We start from the raw sequence: 22,078 nt of genomic DNA on the forward strand, positions 1-22,078 counted from the left end.
TGCGTCCCGCTATACGCATTCGCGTGCCCGCCGCTAATCGATCAGAACTGCGTGCGCAGGCCGCGGCCTACCGTGGTGCCCGTCGACATCCTGCTGGCGCGATCGGACAGCACCGCCACGTACATGTCGGGGCGCTTTGACAGCGCGTAGTCGTACGAGAGTGCCCAGGTGTTGCGATAAACCGAGCTATGGCCGGAACTCTTCGAATACGCGTCCGAGCCGAGAATCCTGCCGAGACCGACGGGAATCGAGAAACCGATCTGTCCGGTATCGATACCGACATCGCCATTCGAGATCGAATCCCAGACGTGCTGGTACTGGCCATACAGCTTCACGAAACTCAGGTCGTACAACGCGCCGACGTTCACCACCGACTGCGTCGTCAATCCGGGCAGCACAGTGCCGAGGTCGCCCGCGTTCAGGCTGTACTTGATCTTCTGATACACGACCGACGTCGCGAAACCGCCGGTGTTGTAGGAGATCTGGCCGATCCACTTGTTCTGGCCGAGATGGCCCGGCGCGCCGCCAAACGAATACATTGCCCGCCCGGTGAGGCCGTTGAAGGTCGGCGTGGCGTAGAACACCGAGTTCCACCACTCGCCCGCATTGCCGAATACGCCTTGCCCATTCACGCCAACGTAGCTGTGCAGCACGATTGGCGAGGCTTCGTAGGATCACCATTTTGTTAATATGTAGTACAAAATATGAAATCTGTATTGACGGGCTGTATCGATGTCTGTGCACGAACTCTTCAGGAACAGCAGCACGTCGAAGGGTCCGGGCGGGCAGCTCGCCCGAACAGGTTTTACGGTCTTGTCTAAGCCTGGTTTTGCGCGCGGGCGTGCGCGGCCGCTGATGTTTTCGACGGCTGCTGCTTCGAGCAAAGCAGCGAGTGCAGCACCACGAGCGTGAGACCACCGGAGATCACCGGCTGCTGAAGCACGAGCTGCAGCATCAGCGGCATCGCATGAATGACCTCAGGCGAGATGAAGAGACCACCGAGGCCAACGAGAAACGCGAGCCCCGCTGCGATCAGCCGCTGATCGTCCCATTCGACCTGGGCGAGAATGTGCACGCCGTGCATGAAGACGATACCGAACAGCAGCGTCGCGGCGGCCGAGATCACCGGGATCGGCACTACGACAAGCAGCATGTCGAACTTCACGCAACCACCGAGCACGATCAGGAGAATGCCTGCCGCGAGCGTCACGTAGCGCGAACCGACGCGCGTCGCACGCAGAATGCCGATGTTGTCCGGATACGCGATCGTGCTGAAGCCGCCCCATATTGCCGCAACAACCGAGCCGAGCGCCACGCCGAACAGACCTTCGGACATGCGGCCCGGACTTAGCGTCTCCCGGCCCCATTCGGCGACTGTCTGATAGAGGGCCATCGACCCCATACCCGCCGGAATCAGCACGAGCAGGAACACTGCGACGAGATCGGGGCGCACGCCGAAGCCGAACGGAAAGATGTGCGGTTCGACGACGAGCGGCGCAGCGGCCACGGCCGCAAACGACGCCGGCTGGAACAGCGTATAGGCCAGCGTGCCGAGCGCGAGGCCGAGCAGAATCGCGACGCGGCGCAGCCGGCGGCCGCCCCACAACATCGCGAACACAATACCCGCCACGGCGACCGCGCCGGACAGCAGGTTCACGACCGGAAAGCCTGGGCTCTTCGGGCTGCCGATCCAGGTCGGTAGCGCGACGCTGGAGATCTGCACCATGATCAGCATCACGATCATCCCTGAGATGATGGGCAGGCGCAGATGCCGCGCGAACATGCCCGCGATGCTGCGTCCGCGGATCGGCACCGTGAGCAGACACCAGATCAGCGAAGCGGCGAAGAATGATCCGAATGCCGTGCCAAGCCCGCCCGACTGCAAATGACCGACTGTCAGCAGCGCACCGAAGCTGCCCGCGTAAGGGCCCTGCGCGACGGGCAGGCGCAACAGCAGCACCGATTGCAGGATCGTGATAATCCCGCACGACATGAAGGTCGTCCCGTACAGGTACGCGATCTGCGGATCGGACAGATGAAATGCGCGGCCGAGGATTCCCGGGAACACAAACATGCCCGTCATGCCGAAAACGTTCTGCAGCGCAAGCACGACCAGTTGCGAGAGTGGCAACCGCTCGTTGATTCCGACGTCGAAGACGCGCGCAGAAGCATGCTCTGCAGCGGCCTCCCGGATTGCCGCGCCGGGTTTCGGTATGTCTGTGCTCAAGGTGCGTTCCATTAGATCAAAAACGAAATCCTGTCCGGCGACGCAGACTATGGCCGCATCGCACCCTTTCCCTTCAGACGCCATTGCACGAAGGAAACAGCCGTATTTCCGTGACGGACGGCTCGCCGCCCGCATCGTCAGTGATCCTCAGTTGTCGAGCGGAACGCCCTTCGTCTCGGGACCGAACCAGATCGACACCATGCCGACGATAAAGAGCAGCGACACCGCCGCCGATGCTGCCGGAAACGAACCGAACTTCGCGACCACGGCGTTGCCGGCGATGGGACCAATGCTTGTCAGCGCACGGGCCATGTTCCAGCAGAAGCCCTGCCCCGTCGCACGCACGCGGGTCGGGAAGAGCTCGGGCAAATAGGCAGCAAATGTGCCGAACGCGCCGATCACGAAATAACCGTACACGGGCATCAGCCACAGCACCCCGCCGATGTCATGCACCGTCATGAACAGCACCAGCGATATCACGAGCGATCCTGCCGAAAAGATGAAATACGACATCCGGCGGCCAAGTGCGTCGAGCATCCAGATCAGCGACAGGTAGCCGAGCGTCGCCCCGATCATCATGAGAATGAACGCGTAGCTGACAGTCGTTCCGATATCGCGATGATCGGCAGCCGTGACCGACAGCTGATGAATCCAGCTCGGCAGGAACGTGAGACCGCCCCAGCAGCCGAGCATGGCCGCCGACGAGACGACCACGCCGATGATCGTCTTGCGGCGAAGTCCTGGCGCGAAGATGGCGGTGAAGGTTTGCATCGCGGATTCGGCGACAACGCTGTCGCGCACATGCACCCAGCGTTGCGGTTCAGGCACGAAGCGGCGCACGAGAATCGTGACGAGCGCGGGCGCGGCGCCCACGCCGAGCACGACCCGCCAGCCGAAGCGGCCGAGCAGCAGATTGTCGAGCGCCGCCGCGAGAAAGCCGAACGCAAACGCCATCTGCATGATCTGCATCGCGCGGGCGCGTTGCCGGCCCGGCCACGATTCGGCGACGAGCGCGGCCCCTGCCGCCCATTCGCCGCCGATGCCGAAACCGGCCATCGCCTGCGCGACAGCGAGTTCCGTCCATGTTCTTGAGAATGCGCTCAGCAGGGTGAACGCCGCGTAGATGAGGATGGTCCAGCCCATGACGCGCGAGCGGCCGAAGCGGTCGGCGGCCACGCCGAACAGCACGCCGCCGATGCCCCACGTGAGCAGCTTGCCCGCAATGATGTAGCTGCCGATCTTGCTGATCTCGGTCGCATCGACACTGTGCAGTAGCTGGCCGACGCTCGGCACGAGCACGAGCGTGAAGAGATTCAGGTCCATCGAATCGAACATCCAGCCGAGGAACGCCGAAATCAGCGCCAGCCATTGATAGCGCGACAACCTGAATCCCTGAGGCTCGGCCGAAGCCACCGACGCCGGCTTCGCGCACTGCGTTGTGCCCATTGTCCCGTCTCCTGATCTTTCGCCGCGAAACCGGGCGATTTAATTGGTACGGGTCATGGCGCCCGTTTCGTCATGGGGCGCAGTATAGCGTAATGCAATTAGATTGCAATACAGATTATTGTATTACGGCTCAATGCGTCGATCATGATCGTCCGCCGGATCGTGGATGACGCAAGATCAGGCGGAATCTTCTCGCCGTTCCGGAGGCCGGTTCGCCAGCCGACACGCCGCGACGCGGCCCTTCCAGCCTCTGCTAAACACATCGGACGAGGAAGAAACCGGCGGATGCGGCGTTTCGGTCGACCTAGTCGTTGGCCGCTACGGCCAGCACCTGAACCGCCAGTTTTTCGGCTTGCTCCACATGTCGCTTGCACGCCGCAGCTGCCGCGTCGGCGTCGTTTCGCATGACAGCGTCGACGATCGCCGCGATCTCGTCGTAGCTTTGCGGGAGACGCCCTTCCTGCGAGAGCGTCGTCGCGCGCAGCATCATCACGCGCGTATGGACCAGCCGCAGCATCTCCGTGAGTACCGGGTTTCTGGCGCCCTCGAGCATCACGTCATAAAACTGGGCCTTCTGTCTCAGGAAGCGCATCGTGCCGTCCTGCCCCTGCATGTCCCGTAACGATGCGAGTTCATTCAACGCCTGTTTCAGCGCGGCGCGCTGCTCGTCCGTAGCCCGTTCCGTGAACTGGCGGCCCGCCAGCGCCTCGAGTACCGCGCGCACTTCATAAAGCCCTCTCGCCTCGTCGCCCGTCATTACGGAGACGATCGGACCCTTGTGCGGAATGATCTGCACGAGCCCTTCGGCCACCAACTGACTCAGTGCCTCTCGAACGAGCGTGCGGCTCACGCCGAACATCTCGCACAGTTCGCGCTCGACCAGCCGGTCGCCCGGCTTGAAAGTCAGATCGCTGATACACCCGCGCAAGCTGTCGATCACCTGCTGGCGCAGCGTTGCTACCGGTCGGACTACCAGTCTGTTGGTATTCATTCCATCCCTTTGCCATATGAATTGAGGAGAGCCCCGCCAAAACTTCGTAATACAATCATATTGACATTCGAAAACGAAGCTCGGATACTGTCCTCCAATTATACAATCCTACAACCGCTGGACAAACCCAAAGGATACTCATGGAAGACATCACGCTAACCGAACGTCGTGCCATCGGCGCAAAGATCCGCAAGGAAGTGCTGGGCGCGAGCCACACGGCTGGCAACGCCGATCCCCATCTTTTCGACACCGTCTTCCGCGAATACACGGAAGACGCGTGCTGGGGCAATGTGTGGAACCGCCAGGGCCTCACGCGCGCAACGCGCAGCATGCTGAACCTCGCGATGCTGGCGTCGCTCGGCCGCTGGCACGAATTCGAAGTGCATACCCGCGGTGCCGTGAACAACGGTGTGACGGAAGAGGAAATTGCCGAAGTGGTGCTGCAGGCAGGCGTCTACGCAGGCATTCCTGTTGCGGCCGAAGGGTTGCGTCGCGCGAAGGCGGTCGTGCTCGACCTGAAGGCGAAAGCCGCGGCGACTGCCTGAAAACGGCTTGCGTTTCGTGAAGTCGCCCGGCGATCCGTCATCTCATCCCAGGCGCGCATGCCTGGTAGTTCAGTGGGTCGCAGGCGTTTCGCGCTGTGGGTTGCCGAGTCGGTAGCCAATCGCACCAAGCACCTGTCGCACCCCGAGCCTTACCCGTACAAGCCATGTCTCATTCAACTTTCTGCGAAATCCCAGCCGGCCGCATCGCCTACTCCCGTCGCGGGTCGGGCCGGCCGCTGGTTCTGCTTCATCCGATCGGCGTCGACCGAAGCTGGTGGGACGAGCACGTCGAGCATTGGGCCGCATCGTATGACGTCGTCGCGATCGATATTCGCGGCCACGGTCAGTCGAGCGCCGTCACCGCCCCCATCACGCTTGCCGATCACGCGGCCGACGTCGCCGCCGTGCTACGCCAGGAACGCCTGACGGGCGCCACGCTGATTGGCGTATCGATGGGCGGCATGATTGCGCAGCGTGTTGCAATCCAGTTCCCCGCGCTCGTTGGCGCGCTGATCCTCTGCGGAACAGCGGGTGGCTTTCGCGACGAAGTGCGCCCGCACATTCTCGCGCGCGGCGACATGAGCCGGCAAGGTTCGATGTCCGAGGTGATCGACGAGACGATCGCGCGCTGGTTCCTCACGGACACGCCGCGCCCCGACCTCGTCCAGAAGTGTCGCGAGCGGCTCGCCGCGGACGACTGGTACAGCTGGAGCGCGAACTGGCGGGCAATCTCGCTGCTCGACAATCTCGGCGAACTGCCAAACGTGTCGGCACCGGCACTCGTCGTCGCGGGCGGTGCCGATGCGAGCATTCCGCCGGCCGTATCGCAGAAGATCGCCGATGCGTTGCCGCACAGCCGTTTCGTCGTGGTGCCGGGCGCTGCGCATTTTGGCGCATTCGACATGCGTGCAGACTTCGCAGCGATATTCGACGATTTTCTGTCGACGCTCACTGAATGAAATGAAACGCGAGCTCGCCCGCGCGTTGGGACAGTTTTACGCGCCACGCGGCTCAGTAGTGATCAGATAAATGGAGGGGCGCCCGCACGGGCCGATCGCTCCCAGGAGGCAGCATGGCAATCACAATCCGATCGTCTTTCACGGTCGATGCACCGCCCACGGACGTGTGGGCGACCATGATCGACATCGAACGGTCCGCACCGTGTTTTCCGGGCGCGGAACTCAAGGAACAGCAGCCCGACGGCAGCTACAAGGGCGGCTTCACCGTCAAGCTTGGCCCGCTCACGCTGAAGTTCGCGGGCAAATTCAAGATTGCTGAACAGAACGACGCCGACCGCACGGTCGTGGTGTCCGCCAGCGGCACCGACACGAAAGGCCGCGGCGGCGCCGAAGCGCAGATCAACGCAGCCGTCGCCGACGCGGGTGGCGGCAAGACGAAAGTCGACGTCGTGTCGGACGTCAATCTGTCGGGCACGGTCGCGCAGTACGGGCGCGGCGCCGGGATGATCGAGGCGCTCTCGCAGCAACTGCTGAACCAGTTCGCAAAGAACCTTGCCGCCCTCATCGAAGCGGACGCGGCGCACGCCGCCCAGGCCGCTCCCGCCGCCGCACCGGACACCGCGAGCGAGCCAGGTGCGCCCACCACTGCAGCGGCAACGGATGCGCCCAGGCCGGCCACCGAAGCGCGCCGCCCGCCGCCCGCCCCGGCACCCGTCGCGCCGCTCGACGCCGGCGCACTCATGCGCAAGGCGATGTGGCAATCGATCCGGAATTTCTTCACGCGGCTCTTCGGGGTCAAGCAGCATCACTGAAGAAGTCACCGCCGCACTATCGGAGCACGCATGAAACCCAGTGAATTCCAGTATCACGCGCCGACCACCGTCGACGAGGCCGCGCAGCTGCTCGGCACGCTCGATGACGCGCGAGTGCTCGCCGGCGGCCAGTCGCTGATGCCGATGATGAACTTCCGGTATCTGATGACGAGTCACCTGATCGACCTGAACGGCGTCGAGGCACTGACCCGCATCGAAGAGCGCAATGGCCGCCTTCACATCGGCGCGATGGCCCGGCAACGTGACATCGAACTGTCGCCGCTCGTCACGAAGCGCGCACCGCTGATCCGCGAGGCATACCAGCTCGTCAGCCACAAGCAGATCCGCAACCGCGGCACGCTCGGCGGCAGCCTGTGCCAGCTGGATCCGTCGTCGGAGCAGCCGTGCTTTACCGCCGCGCTCGACGGCGTGCTGACGATCGCCCGCTACGAAGACGGCGCAGTCACGCACCGCGAGCTGCCGATGTCCGACTGGGCGCTGATGTACATGACGCCCGCGCTCGAAGAAGGCGAACTGCTCGCCAGCATCTCGCTCGATATCTGGCCCGAAGGCCATGGCTATGCATTCGAAGAGTTCGCGCGGCGCCATGGCGATTACGCAATCGTCGGTGTTGCAGCGCTTTGCACCGCGGATGCGCAAGGGCACCTCGACCGCGTATCGCTGACGATCTGCGGCGTTGCGCCCGGCCCCGTAAGGATGCACGAGGTCGAGACGTCCCTGCGCGGACGCCCGCTGGACGAGAGCGCGCTGCGTATCGCGAGCGACGCCGCCCGCGCGCTCGACGTGATGACAGACGCGCACGTCAGTACCGACTACCGCCAGCATCTCGCCGGCGTCCTGACCGAAAGAGCGCTGAAACGGGCGTTCTCGCGCGTCGCAAGACAATCGTAGAGTGACAGAGGAGATGGACATGGAGACTCGTATCGTCAGAGTCGTCGTCAACGGCACCGCTTATGAGCACGAGGTGGAATCGCGCCGCATGCTCGGTGATTTCCTGCGTCACGACCTCAATCTCACCGGCACGCACTACGGCTGCGAGCACGGCGTTTGCGGTGCCTGCACCGTGCTGATCGAAGGCCGCACCGCGCGCGCCTGCCTCACCCTCGCCGCCCAGGTGAACGGCCGCTCGCTGACCACCGTCGAAGGGCTTGCCCACGCGGATGGCACGCTCAACGAGTTGCAGAAGGCCTTTAGCGAAACCCACGCGCTGCAATGCGGGTTCTGTACACCGGGCATGCTGATGACGCTGACCGAACTGCTGAACGAAACGGACTCGCCGACGGAAGCCGAGATCCGCGAAGCGATCACGGGCAATCTGTGCCGCTGTACGGGCTATCAGCCGATCGTGGCTGCGGCCCTGCTCGCTGCACAGCGCATTCGCGATCAGCGTGCTGATACACCAGCGGCACCGGCAGCACACGCTACGGAGTAACACGATGGAAATTTCCGACCTGAAGGGCGCGCCCACCGACCAGCGCTACATCGGCAAGCGCGTCGCGCGCACCGAAGACAAAAAGCTGCTGCAGGGCCAGGGCTCCTACGTGGACGACGTGCACCTGCCGAACATGCTGCAGGCCGCGGTGCTGCGCAGCCCGCACGCGCACGCGAAGATCGTCTCGATCGACTGCACTGCGGCCCGCGAACTCAAGGGCGTGCAGGCCGTCTACACACACGCGGACCTGAGCGGCCGCGCACGCGGCCGTGCGCCGTCGATGTTGCCGAATCCGGCGATCCGTTTCGAGCGTACCCAGGAACTGCTCGCGTCGACGGAAGTGACGTTCGCGGGCGAAGCGGTGGCGTTCGTCGTCGCGGACAACCGCTATATCGCAGAAGACGCGTGCGGTCTGATCGAGATCGAATATGATCCGCTGCCCGCCGTCGCCGATTGCCGCGACGGACTGCGTCCCGAGTCGCCGCTTTGCCACACCGACGCAAAAGACAATGTCGTCGCGCATATCGAAATGGGTTTCGGCGATATCGACGCCGCCTTCAACGATGCGCCGCACGTCGTCGAGGAAACGTACTGGCAGAACCGGGGGTCCGCGCATCCGATGGAGACGCGCGGCTATCTCGCCGAATACCACGCGACCAACGGCGAGTTGACCGTCTGGTCGTCGGGTCAGGCACCGCACCACGAGAAGAAGAACCTCGTCGAACTGCTCGAATGGGATGCTGAGAAGCTGCGCGTGCTGATGAACGACGTCGGCGGCGGCTTCGGTCCGAAGCTGCCGTTCTATCCGGAGGAAGCGCTCGTCGCGATCGCGGCCGTCGCGCTCAAGCGTCCCGTCAAATGGATCGAGGACCGGCGCGAGCACTTCCTCGCCGTCACGCAGGAGCGCGACCAGTGGTGGACCGTGCGCATGGCGCTCGGAAACGACGGCAAGATTCGCGGCGTGAAACTCGAGATGGTGCACGACAACGGCGCGTTCCTGCCGTGGGGCATCATCACGCCGTACATCTCGATCACGACGACGCCCGGCCCTTACGTGATCCCCGCGATGGCCGCGAAGCTCGACGTCGTCTACACGAACAAGTGCGCAACCTCACCGGTTCGCGGCGCAGGCCGTCCGCAGGCGGTGTTCGCGATGGAGCGGATTCTCGACAAGGCCGCGCGCGCAATCGGCATGGACCGTGCGGAGCTGCGCTGGCGCAATCTGATCCAGCCGGAGCAGATGCCCTATGACGCGGGCTTCATCTATCGCGACGGCAGCCCGCTGCGCTACGACAGCGGCGACTATCCGGCCTGCCAGAAAGCCGCGCTCGAGCGCGCGAACTACGCGAGCTTTGCCGAACGCAAAGCCGCGGCACGCCGCGAAGGCCGCTTCATCGGCATCGGCATGGCGAGCTTCGTCGAGGGCACTGGCATGGGACCGTTCGAGGGCGCGACGGTGCGCGTGCAGGCGAACGGCCGCGTCGTCGTGATCACGGGCGCCTCGCCGCAAGGCCAGGGCCACAAAACGACGTTCGCGCAGATCTGCGCCGAACAGCTGAACGTGCCGCTCGAAACGATCGATGTCATTACGGGCGATACGGGCGGCATCTCGATGGGCGTCGGCACGTTCGCGAGCCGCGTGACGGTCAATGCCGGCAACTCGGTCTACATCGCCGCTCAGGCCGTGGGCGAAAAGATGCTCACGCTCGCCGCCCATCTGTGGAAGTGCGAACCCGCCGAGCTCGTGCTCGTAGAGGGTCATGTGGCGCGACGCTCGGGCATCGAACAGCGCATGAGCTACGGCCAGCTCGCGAAGATCTCGCAAGGCATGCCCGGCTTCACGATGCCGAAGGGCCTCACCGCCGGCCTCGAAGAGACGAAATACTTCTCGCCCGCGCAGTCGACGTACTGCAACGGCACCGCCGTCGTCGAACTCGAAGTGGATCGCGAGACGGGCCACATCACGATCCTCAACTACGTGATGGCACACGATTCGGGCAAGCTCATCAATCCAATGATCGTCGATGGCCAGGTGATCGGCTCGGTCGCGCACGGCATCGGCAACGCAACGCTCGAATGGATGCAATACGACGAGAACGCGCAACCGACCACGACGAACTTCGGCGAATACCTGCTGCCGATGGCAACCGACGTGCCGAACATCGACATCGTGCACCTCGAAACGCCGTCGCCGTTGAACCCGCTCGGCGTCAAGGGCGCGGGCGAAGGCGGCACGATTCCGGCCGCTGCGGCGATCGTCGCGGCGATGGAGGACGCGCTTTCGGAATACGGCGTCGAATTCACCGAAGCACCGCTCATACCGCAGCGTGTGTTCCAGAAGCTCAAGGAGGCCGGCGCTTACGCGCGCTGACCTGCGCAGGCGCCCGCTCAGCGCGGGCGTCCCTTCCCTGTTTTCATTGTTTGGACCTTTACTCCATGACGACCGAATTCACTGCAGCGCTCCACGAATCCGAATACCGGTTCACCCTCTCCCAGCCGGACCTCGGCAACACGCTGACGCTCGACGCCATGCGCGCGCTCGCCGCCGACATCCGCCAGGCCGGCCGCGACAGCAACGTGAAGATCATCCGCATCCGCGCGTCCGGTCCTGCGTTCTGCCGCGGCCGCGCCGTCAGCGCGCCGCCGGCCACGCCACCGACGTCCGCGCAGTTCCGCCGCAACGTCGCCGATCCGATTCTCGACGTCTACCGCGCGATGCACGAAAGCGAAGTGCCGCTGCTCGCCGAAGTGCAAGGCGATGCGGAAGGGTTTGGCTGCGCGCTAGTGACCGCGTGCGACCTGGCCATCGCCGCGGACAACGCACGCTTCAATCTTCCTGAACTGCAGAAGAACCTCCCGCCGACGCTCGTGCTGTCCGTGCTGCGCCACAAAGTGCCGCCGAAGGCGTCCGCGCACATGGTTTACCTGACGGAGACGATCGACGCCGCGAATGCGCGCGAGTGGGGCATCGTCGCCGAAGTCGTGCCGGCTGCAAAACTGGCCGAGCGTGCGGACGCGATGATCGCTTCGATCTGCACACGCGACCGGATCGCCATCGCGACGCTGAAGACATATTTCCGCGAGATCACGATTCCCGACTTCTCGCTCGCGAGCGAAGTCGCGGGTGCGTCGCTCGCGAACGCGATGACGTCGATGCGCCGTTGATACATCACCGCTGCACGCTGTACATCACCGACGTGTCGCGCCTCGCGCGCGTCGGGCAACACTTCAAGCAATAAGGGCGCCGCGCAACGCGGCGCTTCACGGGACTCTAGCCATGGCTGATCAAGACATCACTTCCAGGTCTTCCGCGAACGAGGGTTACGCGGACCTGCACGAACACATCGCACGCCTCGAAGCGGCAGGTTTGCTGTACCGGATCGACGAACCGGTCAACAAGGACACCGAGATGCATCCGCTCGTGCGCTGGCAGTTCCGCGGCGGCATTCCCGAAGCCGATCGCAAGGCGTTTCTCTTCACGAATATCGTCGACAGCAAGGGCCACAAGTACGACATTCCCGTCATCGTCGGCGGCATTGCCGCGAATCCCGAGATCTACCGGATCGGCATGAACGTGGCGTCGCTCGACGATATCGGCGACGCATGGAATCGCGCGATCGACAATCCCGTGCCGCCCGTCGTGGTCGAAAGCGGACCCGTGCATGACATCGTGATCGAAGGCAAGGATCTCGAGGGTCCCGGCAACGGCCTCGAATCGCTGCCGCTGCCGATCTCGACGCCCGGCTTCGACGCCGCGCCGTACATGACGATGACGGGCGTGATCTCGCGCGATCCGGAAACGGGCGTGCAGAACATGGGCACGTATCGCGGCCACCTGAAGTCGGCCACGCGCCTCGGCATGATGATGCTCGTGAACCTGCGCGCGGGCGGTCTCGATCACTGGCGCAAGTACGCGGCGAAGGGCGAGAAGATGCCCGTTGCCATCGTGCTCGGCGCACCGCCCCTCGTCGCATTTCAGGGCCCGCAGAAGCTGCGCCCGAACGTCGATGAACTGAGTGTCGCGGGCGGCCTCGCCGGCGTGCCGATCCGCGTCGTCAAGGGCCGCACGGTCGATCTGCTGGTGCCCGCCGAAGCGGAAGTCGTCGTCGAGGGTTACGTCGATCCGCAATTTCTCGAACCGGAAGGTCCGTTCGGCGAAAGCCACGGTTACGTCGCGCTCGAAGACTACAACCTCTCGATCGAAGTCACGGCGATCACGCGCCGCAAGGATGCCGTGCTGACGTCGATCATCTCGCAGGTCACGCCGTCCGAATCGAGCGTCATCAAACGTCTCGCGTATGAGCCGATGTTCCTGCGCCATCTGCGCGACCATCTCGGCATTCGCGGCATCAAGAAAGTGTCGCTGCACGAGCCGCTCACGAATCTGCGTCGGTTCGTATTCCTGCAGTTCGAGCGCGGCGCGAAGCGTACCGAGGTCTGGCGCGCGCTGTACGGCACGATGTCGCTGCAGGCTGCGATCGGCAAGTTCGTGATCGCGATCGACGACGACATCGATCCCGACAACGCGGACGCAGTGTTCTGGGCGATGGGCTATCGCTGCAATCCCGTCGAGGACGTGAAGACGATTCCGTACCGCGAGCCGGGCCACGGTCCGCGCTCGGACCACGCAACCGGACTCGATTCGGCCATGCTGATCGACGCGACAATGAAAGCGCCCATGCCGCCGCTCGCGCTGCCGAAGAAGGAATACATGGAGAACGCGAAGCTGCTGTGGGAACGTCTCGGCCTGCCGAAGCTGAAGCCGGAGTCGCCGTGGTACGGCTACTCGCTCGGCGACTGGTCGGAAGAATGGGACCGCAACGCCGAGCAGGCAACGCGCGGCGAATGGATGCAGCGCGACGCGTCCTACCATGCTCGCCGCCGTAGCGGCGTCGAGCCGAATTCGCCGGTACGTGGCGTCGAGGCCGATCGTGGCAACGAATAAGAGGACTCCGGAACGGATCATCGTCGGCATCACCGGCGCGTCGGGCGTGATCTACGGGATTCGCGCGCTCGAACTGCTCGCCGAGGCGGGCGTCGAGACGCATCTCGTGATCAGCAAGGCCGCCGAACTGACGATGACCTACGAAACCGACATCCGCGCCGCCGATCTGCGCGCGCGTGCGTCGCACTGGTATTCGCCCGGCGACATCGGCGCGGCCATTTCGTCGGGCTCGTTCAAGACGAAGGGCATGCTGATCGTGCCGTGCTCGGTGCGCTCGATGAGCGAAATCGCCACGGGCATCACGAGTTCGCTGATCAGCCGCGCGGCGGACGTCGTGCTGAAGGAGCGCCGGCGTCTCGTGCTCGGCGTGCGCGAAACGCCACTGCACGGCGGGCATCTGCGCACATTGGTACAGCTCTCGGACATGGGTGCCGTCATCGCGCCGATCGTCCCGGCGTTCTACCAGAAGCCGCAAACGATCGACGACATCGTTAATCACACGGTAGGCCGCATGCTCGATCTGTTCGACATCGAAACCGGCGTGGTCAGGCGCTGGAAAGAGCCGCAGCAAGATCTGTAACGCGCGCGCCGCGCCGCTTTCTCCATCCTCACAGGCCCGCCGTGCTGCGCGCGCGGCGGGCCGCCTCTCGCGATGATCATGACTGAATCCAACCTGCTTTCCCGGCTCGCGGACGCGAGCCTGTTGCGCACGCTCGCTTATGTCGACGGCGCATGGTGCGGCGCCGACGATGCGCGCACCTTCACTGTCAACGATCCCGCCACCGGCGAGAAGATCGCCGACGTCCCGCTCATGACGGGCGCCGAAACGCGCCGCGCGATCGAAGCCGGCGAACGCGCGCAGCGCCGCTGGCGCGCTCTCACGGCAGCGCAGCGCGCGGCAATCCTGAAGCGCTGGCACGCGCTGATGGTCGCGAACACGGACGACCTCGCAACGATCATGTCGGCCGAGCAAGGCAAGCCGCTCGCCGAGGCGAAAGGCGAGATCGGCTACGCGGCCTCGTTCATCGAATGGTTCGCCGAGCAGGCCAAACGGATCGACGGCGACGTACTCGCCTCGCCGGCCGCCGACAAGCGGATGCTGGTGACGAAGGAGCCGATCGGCGTGTGCGCCGCGATCACGCCGTGGAATTTCCCCGCTGCGATGATCACGCGCAAGGTCGCGCCCGCGCTCGCGGCCGGCTGCGCCATGATCGTCAAGCCCGCCGAAGCCACGCCGCTGTCGGCGCTCGCGCTGGCCGAACTGGCGCATCGCGCGGGCCTGCCGGCCGGCGTGTTCAGCGTCGTCGTCGGCGATCCGCGCTCGATCGGCGCGGAGATGACCAGCAACCCGATCGTGCGCAAGCTCTCGTTCACCGGCTCGACGCCCGTCGGCCGCATGCTGATGAGCCAGTGCGCGCCGACTATCAAGAAGCTCTCGCTCGAACTCGGCGGCAACGCACCGTTCATCGTGTTCGACGATGCCGATCTCGATGCCGCAGTCGAGGGTGCGCTCGCCTCGAAGTACCGGAATGCCGGTCAAACCTGCGTCTGCACGAACCGCTTCTATGTGCAGGACGGCGTGTACGACGCGTTCGCCGAAAAATTCACGGCAGCCGTCGCCCGCATCAAGGTCGGTAACGGTTTCGAGAGCGGCGTCACGCAAGGCCCGCTCATCAACGAGGCCGCCGTCGAGAAAGTCGAAGCACATATCGCCGACGCGGTGGCGCACGGCGCACGGGTGCTCACGGGCGGCGAGCGTCATGCCGCCGGCAAGCTCTTCTTCCAGCCGACTGTGGTGGATGGCGTCACGGCGTCGATGCGCTTCGCGACGGAGGAAACCTTCGGCCCCGTCGCCCCGCTCTTCCGCTTTCGCGACGAGCAGGAGGCCGTCGCGGCCGCAAACGCCACCGAGTTCGGTCTCGCCGCTTACTTCTATAGCCGCGACATCGGCCGGATCTGGCGCGTGTCCGAGGCGCTCGAATACGGGATGGTCGGCATCAACACCGGCCTGATCTCGAATGAGGTCGCACCGTTCGGCGGCGTCAAGCAATCCGGACTCGGGCGCGAAGGCTCGACGTATGGGATCGAGGAATATCTCGAGATCAAATACCTGTGCATGGGTGGCGTCTGAACGATGCCGCTTCGGCAGCCGGCTACCAGCCGGATTCATCGTGGCAAAACCGACGCCCAGCCGTCGTATGACGGCAGTCCGGACGCCACCAGTGGCGCCGTGCGTCAGTCAGTAAAGCCGCGTTGACAGTTGTAGTATTGGCATGCAATCATACAATCACACCGATTTACCCAGTCGCTGGAATTTACATTTAGGAGACGGAATGTCATCAACCCCTCACGATCGTTCGCGAACGGCAACCGCCGAGGGCGCACCGCGCGACTTGCAGGACCATATCGCCCGGCTGGAGGCCAAGGGGCTGCTGACCCGCATCGACCGGCCGATCAACAAGGATACGGAGCTACACCCGCTCGCGCGCTGGCAGTTTCAGGGCGGGCTGCACGAAGATCAGCGCCGCGCTTTCCTGTTCACCAACGTGGTTGACGGCGACGGCCGGACTTATGACATCCCGGTGCTGATCGGCGGGCTTGCCGCTTCGCCCGAGATCTACGCTACCGGCCTGGGACTGCCCGTCGAGCAGATCGGCAAGGCCTGGACGGAGGCGATCGCCGAGCCGGTTCCGCCCGTTATGGTCGAACAGGCGCCGTGCCAGGAAGTAGTGATCAGCGGCGATGCGCTGAAGGAGAAAGGTCTGTCGCGCCTGCCCGTGCCGGTTTCCACGCCCGGCTTCGACGCAGCGCCCTATCTGACCGCGACGCTCTGCGTGACCAAAGATCCCGAAAGCGGCGTCCAGAACATGGGTACGTACCGCGCCGCCCTGAAGTCGGAGAACCGGCTCGGTGTGCGCATGGCGAGCCGTTTGTCGGGTGCCGGGGGTTATCTTCACTGGGAAAAATATCGCGCCAACGGCGAGAAGATGCCCTGCGCGATCGTGCTGGGCTGCGCGCCCGCCGTGCTGTTCACCGGCCCGCAGAAGCTACAGATCGATCAGGATGAAATGGCAGTGGCCGGCGGCCTGATGCGCGCGCCCGTCGAAGTGGTGCGCTGCAAGACCATCGATCTCGTCGTTCCCGCCGATGCCGAAATCGTGATCGAAGGTCTGATCGACACCGACGCGCTCGAGCCCGAAGGCCCGTTCGGCGAAAGCCACGGCCATATCGCCCTCGAAGACTACAACATGTCGATGCACGTCACCGCGATCACGATGAAGAAGAAGCCCGTCTTCGTCTCGATCATCAGCCAGGTCACGCCTAGCGAAAGCTCCGTGCTGAAGAAAGTGGCCTACGAGCCCCTGTACCTCGAGCATCTGAGCAAGGTGATGGGCGTGCGCGGCATCAAGCGCGTAGTAATGCACGAGCCGCTGACCAACCTGCGCAAAGTGATCTTCCTGCAGTTTGCGCGCGGCACACAGCAGGCGGAAGTCTGGCGCGGCCTGCAAGGCGCCGCGACGCTGCAGGCGCAATGCGGCAAGCTCGTCATCGCGGTTTCCGAGGACATCAACCCGGAAAATGCCGATGCGATTTTCTGGTCGCTGGCCTATCGCTCGGACTTCACGCACGACTTGCATGTGACGCCCTATCGCACCAGTGGCCACGGCCCCAAGTCCGGTCGCGCGCCGCTCGAAAGTACGCTGCTGATCGACGCGACACTGAAGCACGCGATGCCGCCGCTCGCTCTGCCGAAGGAGCAATACATGACGGCGGCACGCAAGATCTGGGAAGAGCTGGAACTCCCCAGCCTCACGCCGCAGCCGCCATGGCACGGCTATCACCTGGGCGACTGGGACACGCGCTGGGACGAATATGCAGACGCGGCGACCTCCGGCGGCTGGCGCAAGACGGGTGAACGTACGTGGGCAAACCGGCGCGGCGGCGTGAAGCCGGAAACGCCGGTGCGCGATGCCTCGGGCGGTCACGGCGAATAAGCGCCAACGCGCTCGCCGAAAGTCAACAACCCGTGGAGCAGAGGCATTTGGAGACGTTCATGACTCAAAACAACACCGTCGATATCGCCCAGGTCGTCGAGACGCAGGAGCGAAGCTGGTTCACTGTGAGCCTCTTCATTCTGTGCGCCCTCGTGATGCTGGCCGACGGCTTCGACAACCAGGCTTTGAATTACGCCGCCCCCGGCATCATCAAGGAATGGGGCATCAACCGGGCCCTGATGACGCCTGTGTTCAACATCAGCATCGTCGGCTGGATGGTGGGGTCCGTCGTCTTCGCCATGCTGGCCGACCGCATCGGCCGGCGGCGCGCGATCCTGCTGGCGACCGCGCTGTTCGGCGTCTTCACTTTCTCCGTGCCGTTCGCCCATAACCTGGTCGAACTGTCGATCCTGCGTTTCTGCGCGGCGCTCGGCATCGGCGGGGGCATGCCGATGGCCGTCTCGCTGATCACGGACTACGCCCGCTCGGGTAAGCGAGGGCTGATCATTACCCTCCTCTACCTCGGCTACACCGCCGGCTCGTCCGGCGGCGGCCTGCTCGCGGCAGAGATCATCCCGGCCTATGGCTGGCGTTCGGTCTTCTACGTGGGCGGCGCGGGCGCCGTGGTCGCGGGCCTCATTCTGTTCGCGGGCCTGCCTGAATCGATCCGCTACCTGACGCTGCGCAACCCTACCAGCAAACGCATCCTGGGCTATGCCCGCAAGCTGAAGCCTGGCGCGCAATTCGCGGACGACACGCGCTTCACCATCCAGGAGAAGGCGCGCACGGGTGTTCCCGTGAGGCACCTCTTCACCGAGGGCCGTTCGGCCATGACCGCCTTCCTGTGGCTCGGGCTCGGTCTTTCCTTCGTCACGCACTTCTTCCTGTCGCAGTGGATGACGACGCTGCTGACCGATGAAATCGGCTATGCCAATGCGGCCCGCAGCCAGGCGCTGTTCCAGCTTGGTGCCGGCTTCAGCTGGTTCTTCGGCTGGATGATCGACAGGAAGGGCGTATCGGTGATGACGCTAACCATGATCCTCGGCGCAGTTCCTGTGGCGGCCCTCGGGCTGGCCGTCGGCACGGGCGCCGGTCTCACCATGTCGATGGCGCTGCTCTCGGGTCTGCTCGTTCTGGGTGGGAATATCGGCCTCAATGCAATTTCGAGCATGATCTATCCGACCTTCATCCGCTCGACTGCGACTGGCGCGTCCTTCGCGGTAGCGCGCATCGGCGCTATCGTCGGCCCGCTGCTCGCCGGTGTCCTGATCGCCATCGGAACGCCGATCGGGACGATCTTTCTTCTCGGTGCGTTGCCGTTGCTGGCGGCCGGTGTCGCCTGCTTCATGCTCAACAGAGCTATCACGCCGGAAGCAGCGCGAGAAATGACCTTGCGCTCGGCGCTATCGCGCCATTAACGGACTTCTTCCGAAGCCCACATCAAGCTCAGGCAACCGGTCGATATTTTTATGGATAGCGTCAATCTCGAAGTGCTGAAGGCGAGCGTTCGCTGGATCGAAAGCGGTCGTCGCGTGCTGCTCGTCACCGTCGTCAAGACGTGGGGCTCGTCGCCGCGGCCCGAAGGCGCGATGCTCGCAATCTGCGAAGACGGCTCGGTGGTCGGCTCGGTATCCGGCGGCTGCATCGAGGACGATCTGATCGACCGCGTGCGCCAGCTCGGTATCGAGCAGACGTGCCCGGAAGCCATGAAGTACGGCATCTCGGCCGAAGAGGCGCATCGCTTCGGACTGCCGTGCGGCGGCACGATCGAACTGGTACTCGAGCCGCTGACGCGCGCGAGCTGCATCGACGAGCTGTGTCGCCGGGTCGGCGCCGGGCAGCTCGTTGCACGTTCGCTCGACATGAAAAGCGGCGCGGCGCGACTCGTGCCCGCGCACGCGACCGACGGCGTCGATTTCGACGGACACCGGCTGCTGACCGTTCACGGCCCTCGTTACCGGATGCTCGTGATCGGTGCCGGTCAGCTCTCGAGCTACCTTTGTCAGATTGCGCTCGGGCTCGACTATCAAGTGACTGTCTGCGATCCGCGAGAGGAGTACACCGACACCTGGCACGTACCGGGCACGACGCTCGTGCGGACGATGCCCGACGACACCGTGCTCGACATGAAGCTCGACGAGCGCTGCGCCGTCATTGCGTTGACGCACGATCCGAAGCTCGACGACCTCGCGTTGATGGAGGCGGTCAGAACGCCCGCGTTCTACGTCGGCGCGTTGGGCTCGCGCCGGAACAATGCCGCACGACGCGAGCGGCTCGAAAAGCATTTCGATCTCAACAGAAGCGAACTCGTCCGGTTGCGCGGGCCGGTCGGAATTTATATCGGCAGTCGTACTCCGCCGGAGATCGCCGTGTCGATACTTGCCGAGGTCACGGCGGTCAAGAACGGCGTGGCATTGCCGAGCGAATTCCGGGTCGAAGAAGCTAAAGCGACGCTGGATATCGCGATGAACGAAAAGACAAGCTGCGCCGTCATGCAGCGTCATTGATTCGGATGGGTAGCGAAACTTTCGCAGCACGATAAAAAAGTCTTTCAGGACCAAACTGAAACATCGGGGGCAACATGTTTTCTCGTCTCTCCATTTCAAGCCGGTTGTCGGCCGTGATGGGCGTGCTGGGCGTGCTCATCCTCGCGATCGGCATGCTCGGCCAGCTCGGCATCGAGCGTTCGAACGATGCGCTGGATTACGCCTATTCGAACCAGCTGGCGGCATCGATTGCAGTGGGGCGAGCCAATCTGGAGCTGGAGATCGCGCGCGTGGTGCTGGATCGCGCGCTGATGCACCCTGAGGCCCCCGATGTGGTGGAGGCCGTCGCGAAGGCACTCGGCCATCTGTCGGACTCGGATCGTGCGTGGCGCACCTATCGGGCCATCCCGCTTGCGCCCGACGAGCAGGTACTCGCCAATCGCGTCGATGAAGCGCGCTCTGCGCTGGCACAACGTGGCATCGTGCCGTTGGCCAATGCGCTCAAGCGGGGCGATCGCGAGACGGCGGACAGTATTGCAACGAAAACGATGTCGCCGCTCTCGACAGTGCTCTCGACGACCACCGACGCGCTCGATCATTGGAAGAACGAGCATGGCAAGCAGGTGTTCACCGTCGCGCAGCAGTTCAATGCGCGGCTGCGTCTCGCGGGCATGGCGCTGATCGCGTTCGGGCTGATCGTCTGCGTGGGCTGCGCGTACGGCTTGCGCCGTTCGATCGCGGTGCCGCTCGCCAGCCTGCTTGCGGCGCTCCAGCGCATCGCACGAGGCGATCTGACTGTGCCGCTGAAGGCGCGCACGCGCGACGAAATGGGACAGATCGTCGACGGACTCGAACAGATGCAGGGCGGCCTCGAAGCGACGGTGCGGCAGGTCACGCGCGGCGCCGAAGCCATTGCCGCCGCAACACGGCAGATCGCAGCCGGCAACAACGATCTTTCGCAACGCACCGAGGAGCAGGCGATGTCGCTGCAGCAGACGGCGGCGAGCATGGAGCAGCTCACCGCGACAGTCCGGCAGAACGCGGACAACGCGCGCACCGCGCAAACGCTGACCGAATCCGCGCATAACAGAAGCGCGCGCGGTTCGCAGGTCGTGAGCGATGTCGTCAATACGATGACGGAAATCGACAGTAGCTCGCAGAAGATAGGCGAAATCACTGGCGTCATTGAAGGCATCGCCTTCCAGACCAACATTCTCGCGCTCAATGCGGCGGTGGAGGCCGCCCGCGCCGGCGACCATGGACGTGGCTTCGCCGTGGTCGCCTTGGAGGTGCGTTCGCTCGCGCAGCGCGCCGGTACGGCCGCAAAGGAAATCAAAACACTGATCGACGATTCGGCCGAGCGCGTGGCTTCGGGTTCAAAACTCGTCAAGGTCGCAGGCGAGACGATGCTGGAGATTAGCGATTCGATCTCACGTGTCGCGACGATCATGCGGGAAATCACAAACGCGTCCGACGAACAGCGCGATGGCATCGAACAGGTTAGTGTCGCCGTGTCACAGATGGATCAAGTCTCGCAACAGAACGCTGCGCTGGTAGAAGAGGCGGCCGCAACTGCGGCGTCACTCGACGACCAGGCGAATGTGTTGCGCGACGCTGTCTCGATCTTCCGGCTGAACTGATAGTGTGCGTGGTCGAGCAGCGACTGCTACCGACCTTCGACGGCATCGAAGCGGAAGCGAAAGCGCTCCAGGAGAAGACATACCTCGAGCTGGTCTCTTCGCTATTCGATCCGGACACGATGGACGAATCGATGCTGGCAGAAGCAGCGGTCGAGACCGGGTACCTTTCCACATCTAGTCCGCGCGCTGAATTGTTGGTGTAGCACGACGGTTTTTGTGTCAAACGGCCTCGCTCAGCTCGCCGCAGCTGGCCTCTTCCGCGCCTTCGGTAAGTCCGCTGATCTTTAGGTTTGTTCGACGCCTGCCCATGTCCGCAGGCTCGCAAGCGCGCGTCAGCGCATGCGGGCAGGCGTTGGACAAACCAGAAGGGAGGAAACCGCGGAGTGCTCCGATGTGGTCGAAGTGGCGAAGGCTATGGTGATTGATGGCCCGCAATGTTCAGGGACGTTGCCCGATGAGTGGTCGAACTGTCTGGCAGATGGTCCGTGATGCGGTGACGAAGCGGTGCAGTCGCGTAAATGGACGGGCGAAGCAGATGTGTGGGAGTCTGTACGAAGTGACAGGCGCAAACGTGCACTC

19 protein-coding genes are annotated in these 22,078 nt (G+C 64.0%); 15 read left to right on the forward strand and 4 right to left on the reverse strand.

Going from position 1 to position 22,078, the window contains the following annotated elements; translation table 11 throughout:
- Window positions 1–41: 41 nt before the first annotated feature.
- The 4 genes from GCT13_RS36680 to GCT13_RS36695 form a co-directional block, all read right to left on the reverse strand.
- Window positions 42–653, reverse strand: coding sequence for a porin (locus GCT13_RS36680; RefSeq protein WP_152766755.1), 612 nt, complete (start codon window positions 651–653; stop codon window positions 42–44).
- 164 nt (window positions 654–817) lie between these two features.
- Complete coding sequence (locus GCT13_RS36685; RefSeq protein WP_227747203.1) at window positions 818–2,227, reverse strand: uracil-xanthine permease family protein; 1,410 nt, start codon at window positions 2,225–2,227, stop codon at window positions 818–820.
- Between the two features lie 147 nt (window positions 2,228–2,374).
- A complete protein-coding gene (locus GCT13_RS36690) occupies window positions 2,375–3,673 on the reverse strand; it encodes an MFS transporter (RefSeq protein WP_152766759.1) in 1,299 nt (432 codons plus the stop codon).
- Between the two features lie 304 nt (window positions 3,674–3,977).
- The gene (locus tag GCT13_RS36695) at window positions 3,978–4,664 is read right to left on the reverse strand and encodes a GntR family transcriptional regulator (RefSeq protein WP_152766761.1); all 687 of its coding nucleotides are present in this window, start codon (window positions 4,662–4,664) and stop codon (window positions 3,978–3,980) included.
- A 140-nt stretch (window positions 4,665–4,804) separates the two neighbouring features.
- Between GCT13_RS36695 and GCT13_RS36700 the strand changes: the two genes are divergently transcribed.
- The 15 genes from GCT13_RS36700 to GCT13_RS36770 all read left to right on the forward strand — a co-directional run bounded on the left by GCT13_RS36700 (window position 4,805) and on the right by GCT13_RS36770 (window position 21,702).
- Window positions 4,805–5,209, forward strand: a complete 405-nt coding sequence (locus GCT13_RS36700; RefSeq protein ID WP_152766763.1) for a carboxymuconolactone decarboxylase family protein — start codon at window positions 4,805–4,807, stop codon at window positions 5,207–5,209.
- 164 nt (window positions 5,210–5,373) lie between these two features.
- Window positions 5,374–6,168, forward strand: coding sequence for an alpha/beta fold hydrolase (locus GCT13_RS36705; RefSeq protein ID WP_152766765.1), 795 nt, complete (start codon window positions 5,374–5,376; stop codon window positions 6,166–6,168).
- 113 nt (window positions 6,169–6,281) lie between these two features.
- The gene (locus GCT13_RS36710) at window positions 6,282–6,980 is read left to right on the forward strand and encodes an SRPBCC family protein (protein ID WP_152766767.1); all 699 of its coding nucleotides are present in this window, start codon (window positions 6,282–6,284) and stop codon (window positions 6,978–6,980) included.
- 30 nt (window positions 6,981–7,010) lie between these two features.
- Window positions 7,011–7,892: an FAD binding domain-containing protein gene (locus GCT13_RS36715; protein ID WP_152766769.1), complete on the forward strand. Its 882-nt coding sequence runs from the start codon at window positions 7,011–7,013 to the stop codon at window positions 7,890–7,892.
- A 19-nt stretch (window positions 7,893–7,911) separates the two neighbouring features.
- Window positions 7,912–8,433, forward strand: coding sequence for a (2Fe-2S)-binding protein (locus tag GCT13_RS36720; protein WP_152766771.1), 522 nt, complete (start codon window positions 7,912–7,914; stop codon window positions 8,431–8,433).
- Window positions 8,434–8,437: 4 nt separating this feature from the next.
- Window positions 8,438–10,804, forward strand: a complete 2,367-nt coding sequence (locus GCT13_RS36725) for a xanthine dehydrogenase family protein molybdopterin-binding subunit (protein ID WP_152766773.1) — start codon at window positions 8,438–8,440, stop codon at window positions 10,802–10,804.
- Between the two features lie 65 nt (window positions 10,805–10,869).
- Window positions 10,870–11,598, forward strand: a complete 729-nt coding sequence (locus GCT13_RS36730; RefSeq protein ID WP_152766775.1) for an enoyl-CoA hydratase/isomerase family protein — start codon at window positions 10,870–10,872, stop codon at window positions 11,596–11,598.
- Window positions 11,599–11,710: 112 nt separating this feature from the next.
- On the forward strand, window positions 11,711–13,378 hold the full coding sequence (locus GCT13_RS36735) for a UbiD family decarboxylase (protein ID WP_152766777.1): 1,668 nt from the start codon (window positions 11,711–11,713) through the stop codon (window positions 13,376–13,378).
- On the forward strand, window positions 13,365–13,958 hold the full coding sequence (locus GCT13_RS36740; RefSeq protein WP_321574864.1) for a UbiX family flavin prenyltransferase: 594 nt from the start codon (window positions 13,365–13,367) through the stop codon (window positions 13,956–13,958). The genes GCT13_RS36735 and GCT13_RS36740 overlap by 14 nt, the downstream gene beginning before the upstream one ends.
- Window positions 13,959–14,036: 78 nt before the next feature.
- A complete protein-coding gene (locus tag GCT13_RS36745) occupies window positions 14,037–15,509 on the forward strand; it encodes an NAD-dependent succinate-semialdehyde dehydrogenase (protein WP_152766781.1) in 1,473 nt (490 codons plus the stop codon).
- A 202-nt stretch (window positions 15,510–15,711) separates the two neighbouring features.
- Entirely contained in the window at window positions 15,712–17,373 is a 1,662-nt protein-coding gene (locus GCT13_RS36750; protein WP_152766783.1) for a UbiD family decarboxylase, read from the forward strand.
- A 59-nt stretch (window positions 17,374–17,432) separates the two neighbouring features.
- Window positions 17,433–18,791, forward strand: a complete 1,359-nt coding sequence (locus tag GCT13_RS36755) for an MFS transporter (protein ID WP_152766785.1) — start codon at window positions 17,433–17,435, stop codon at window positions 18,789–18,791.
- Window positions 18,792–18,842: 51 nt separating this feature from the next.
- Window positions 18,843–19,880 (forward strand): XdhC family protein, encoded by a 1,038-nt coding sequence (locus tag GCT13_RS36760; protein WP_152766787.1) that lies wholly within the window; start codon window positions 18,843–18,845, stop codon window positions 19,878–19,880.
- A gap of 74 nt (window positions 19,881–19,954) precedes the next feature.
- Window positions 19,955–21,499: a methyl-accepting chemotaxis protein gene (locus GCT13_RS36765; RefSeq protein ID WP_152766789.1), complete on the forward strand. Its 1,545-nt coding sequence runs from the start codon at window positions 19,955–19,957 to the stop codon at window positions 21,497–21,499.
- A gap of 8 nt (window positions 21,500–21,507) precedes the next feature.
- Window positions 21,508–21,702, forward strand: coding sequence for a hypothetical protein (locus tag GCT13_RS36770; protein ID WP_152766791.1), 195 nt, complete (start codon window positions 21,508–21,510; stop codon window positions 21,700–21,702).
- Window positions 21,703–22,078 lie beyond the last annotated feature (376 nt).

The organism is Paraburkholderia franconis, assembly GCF_009362735.1.
GTDB classification, from domain to species: domain Bacteria; phylum Pseudomonadota; class Gammaproteobacteria; order Burkholderiales; family Burkholderiaceae; genus Paraburkholderia; species Paraburkholderia franconis.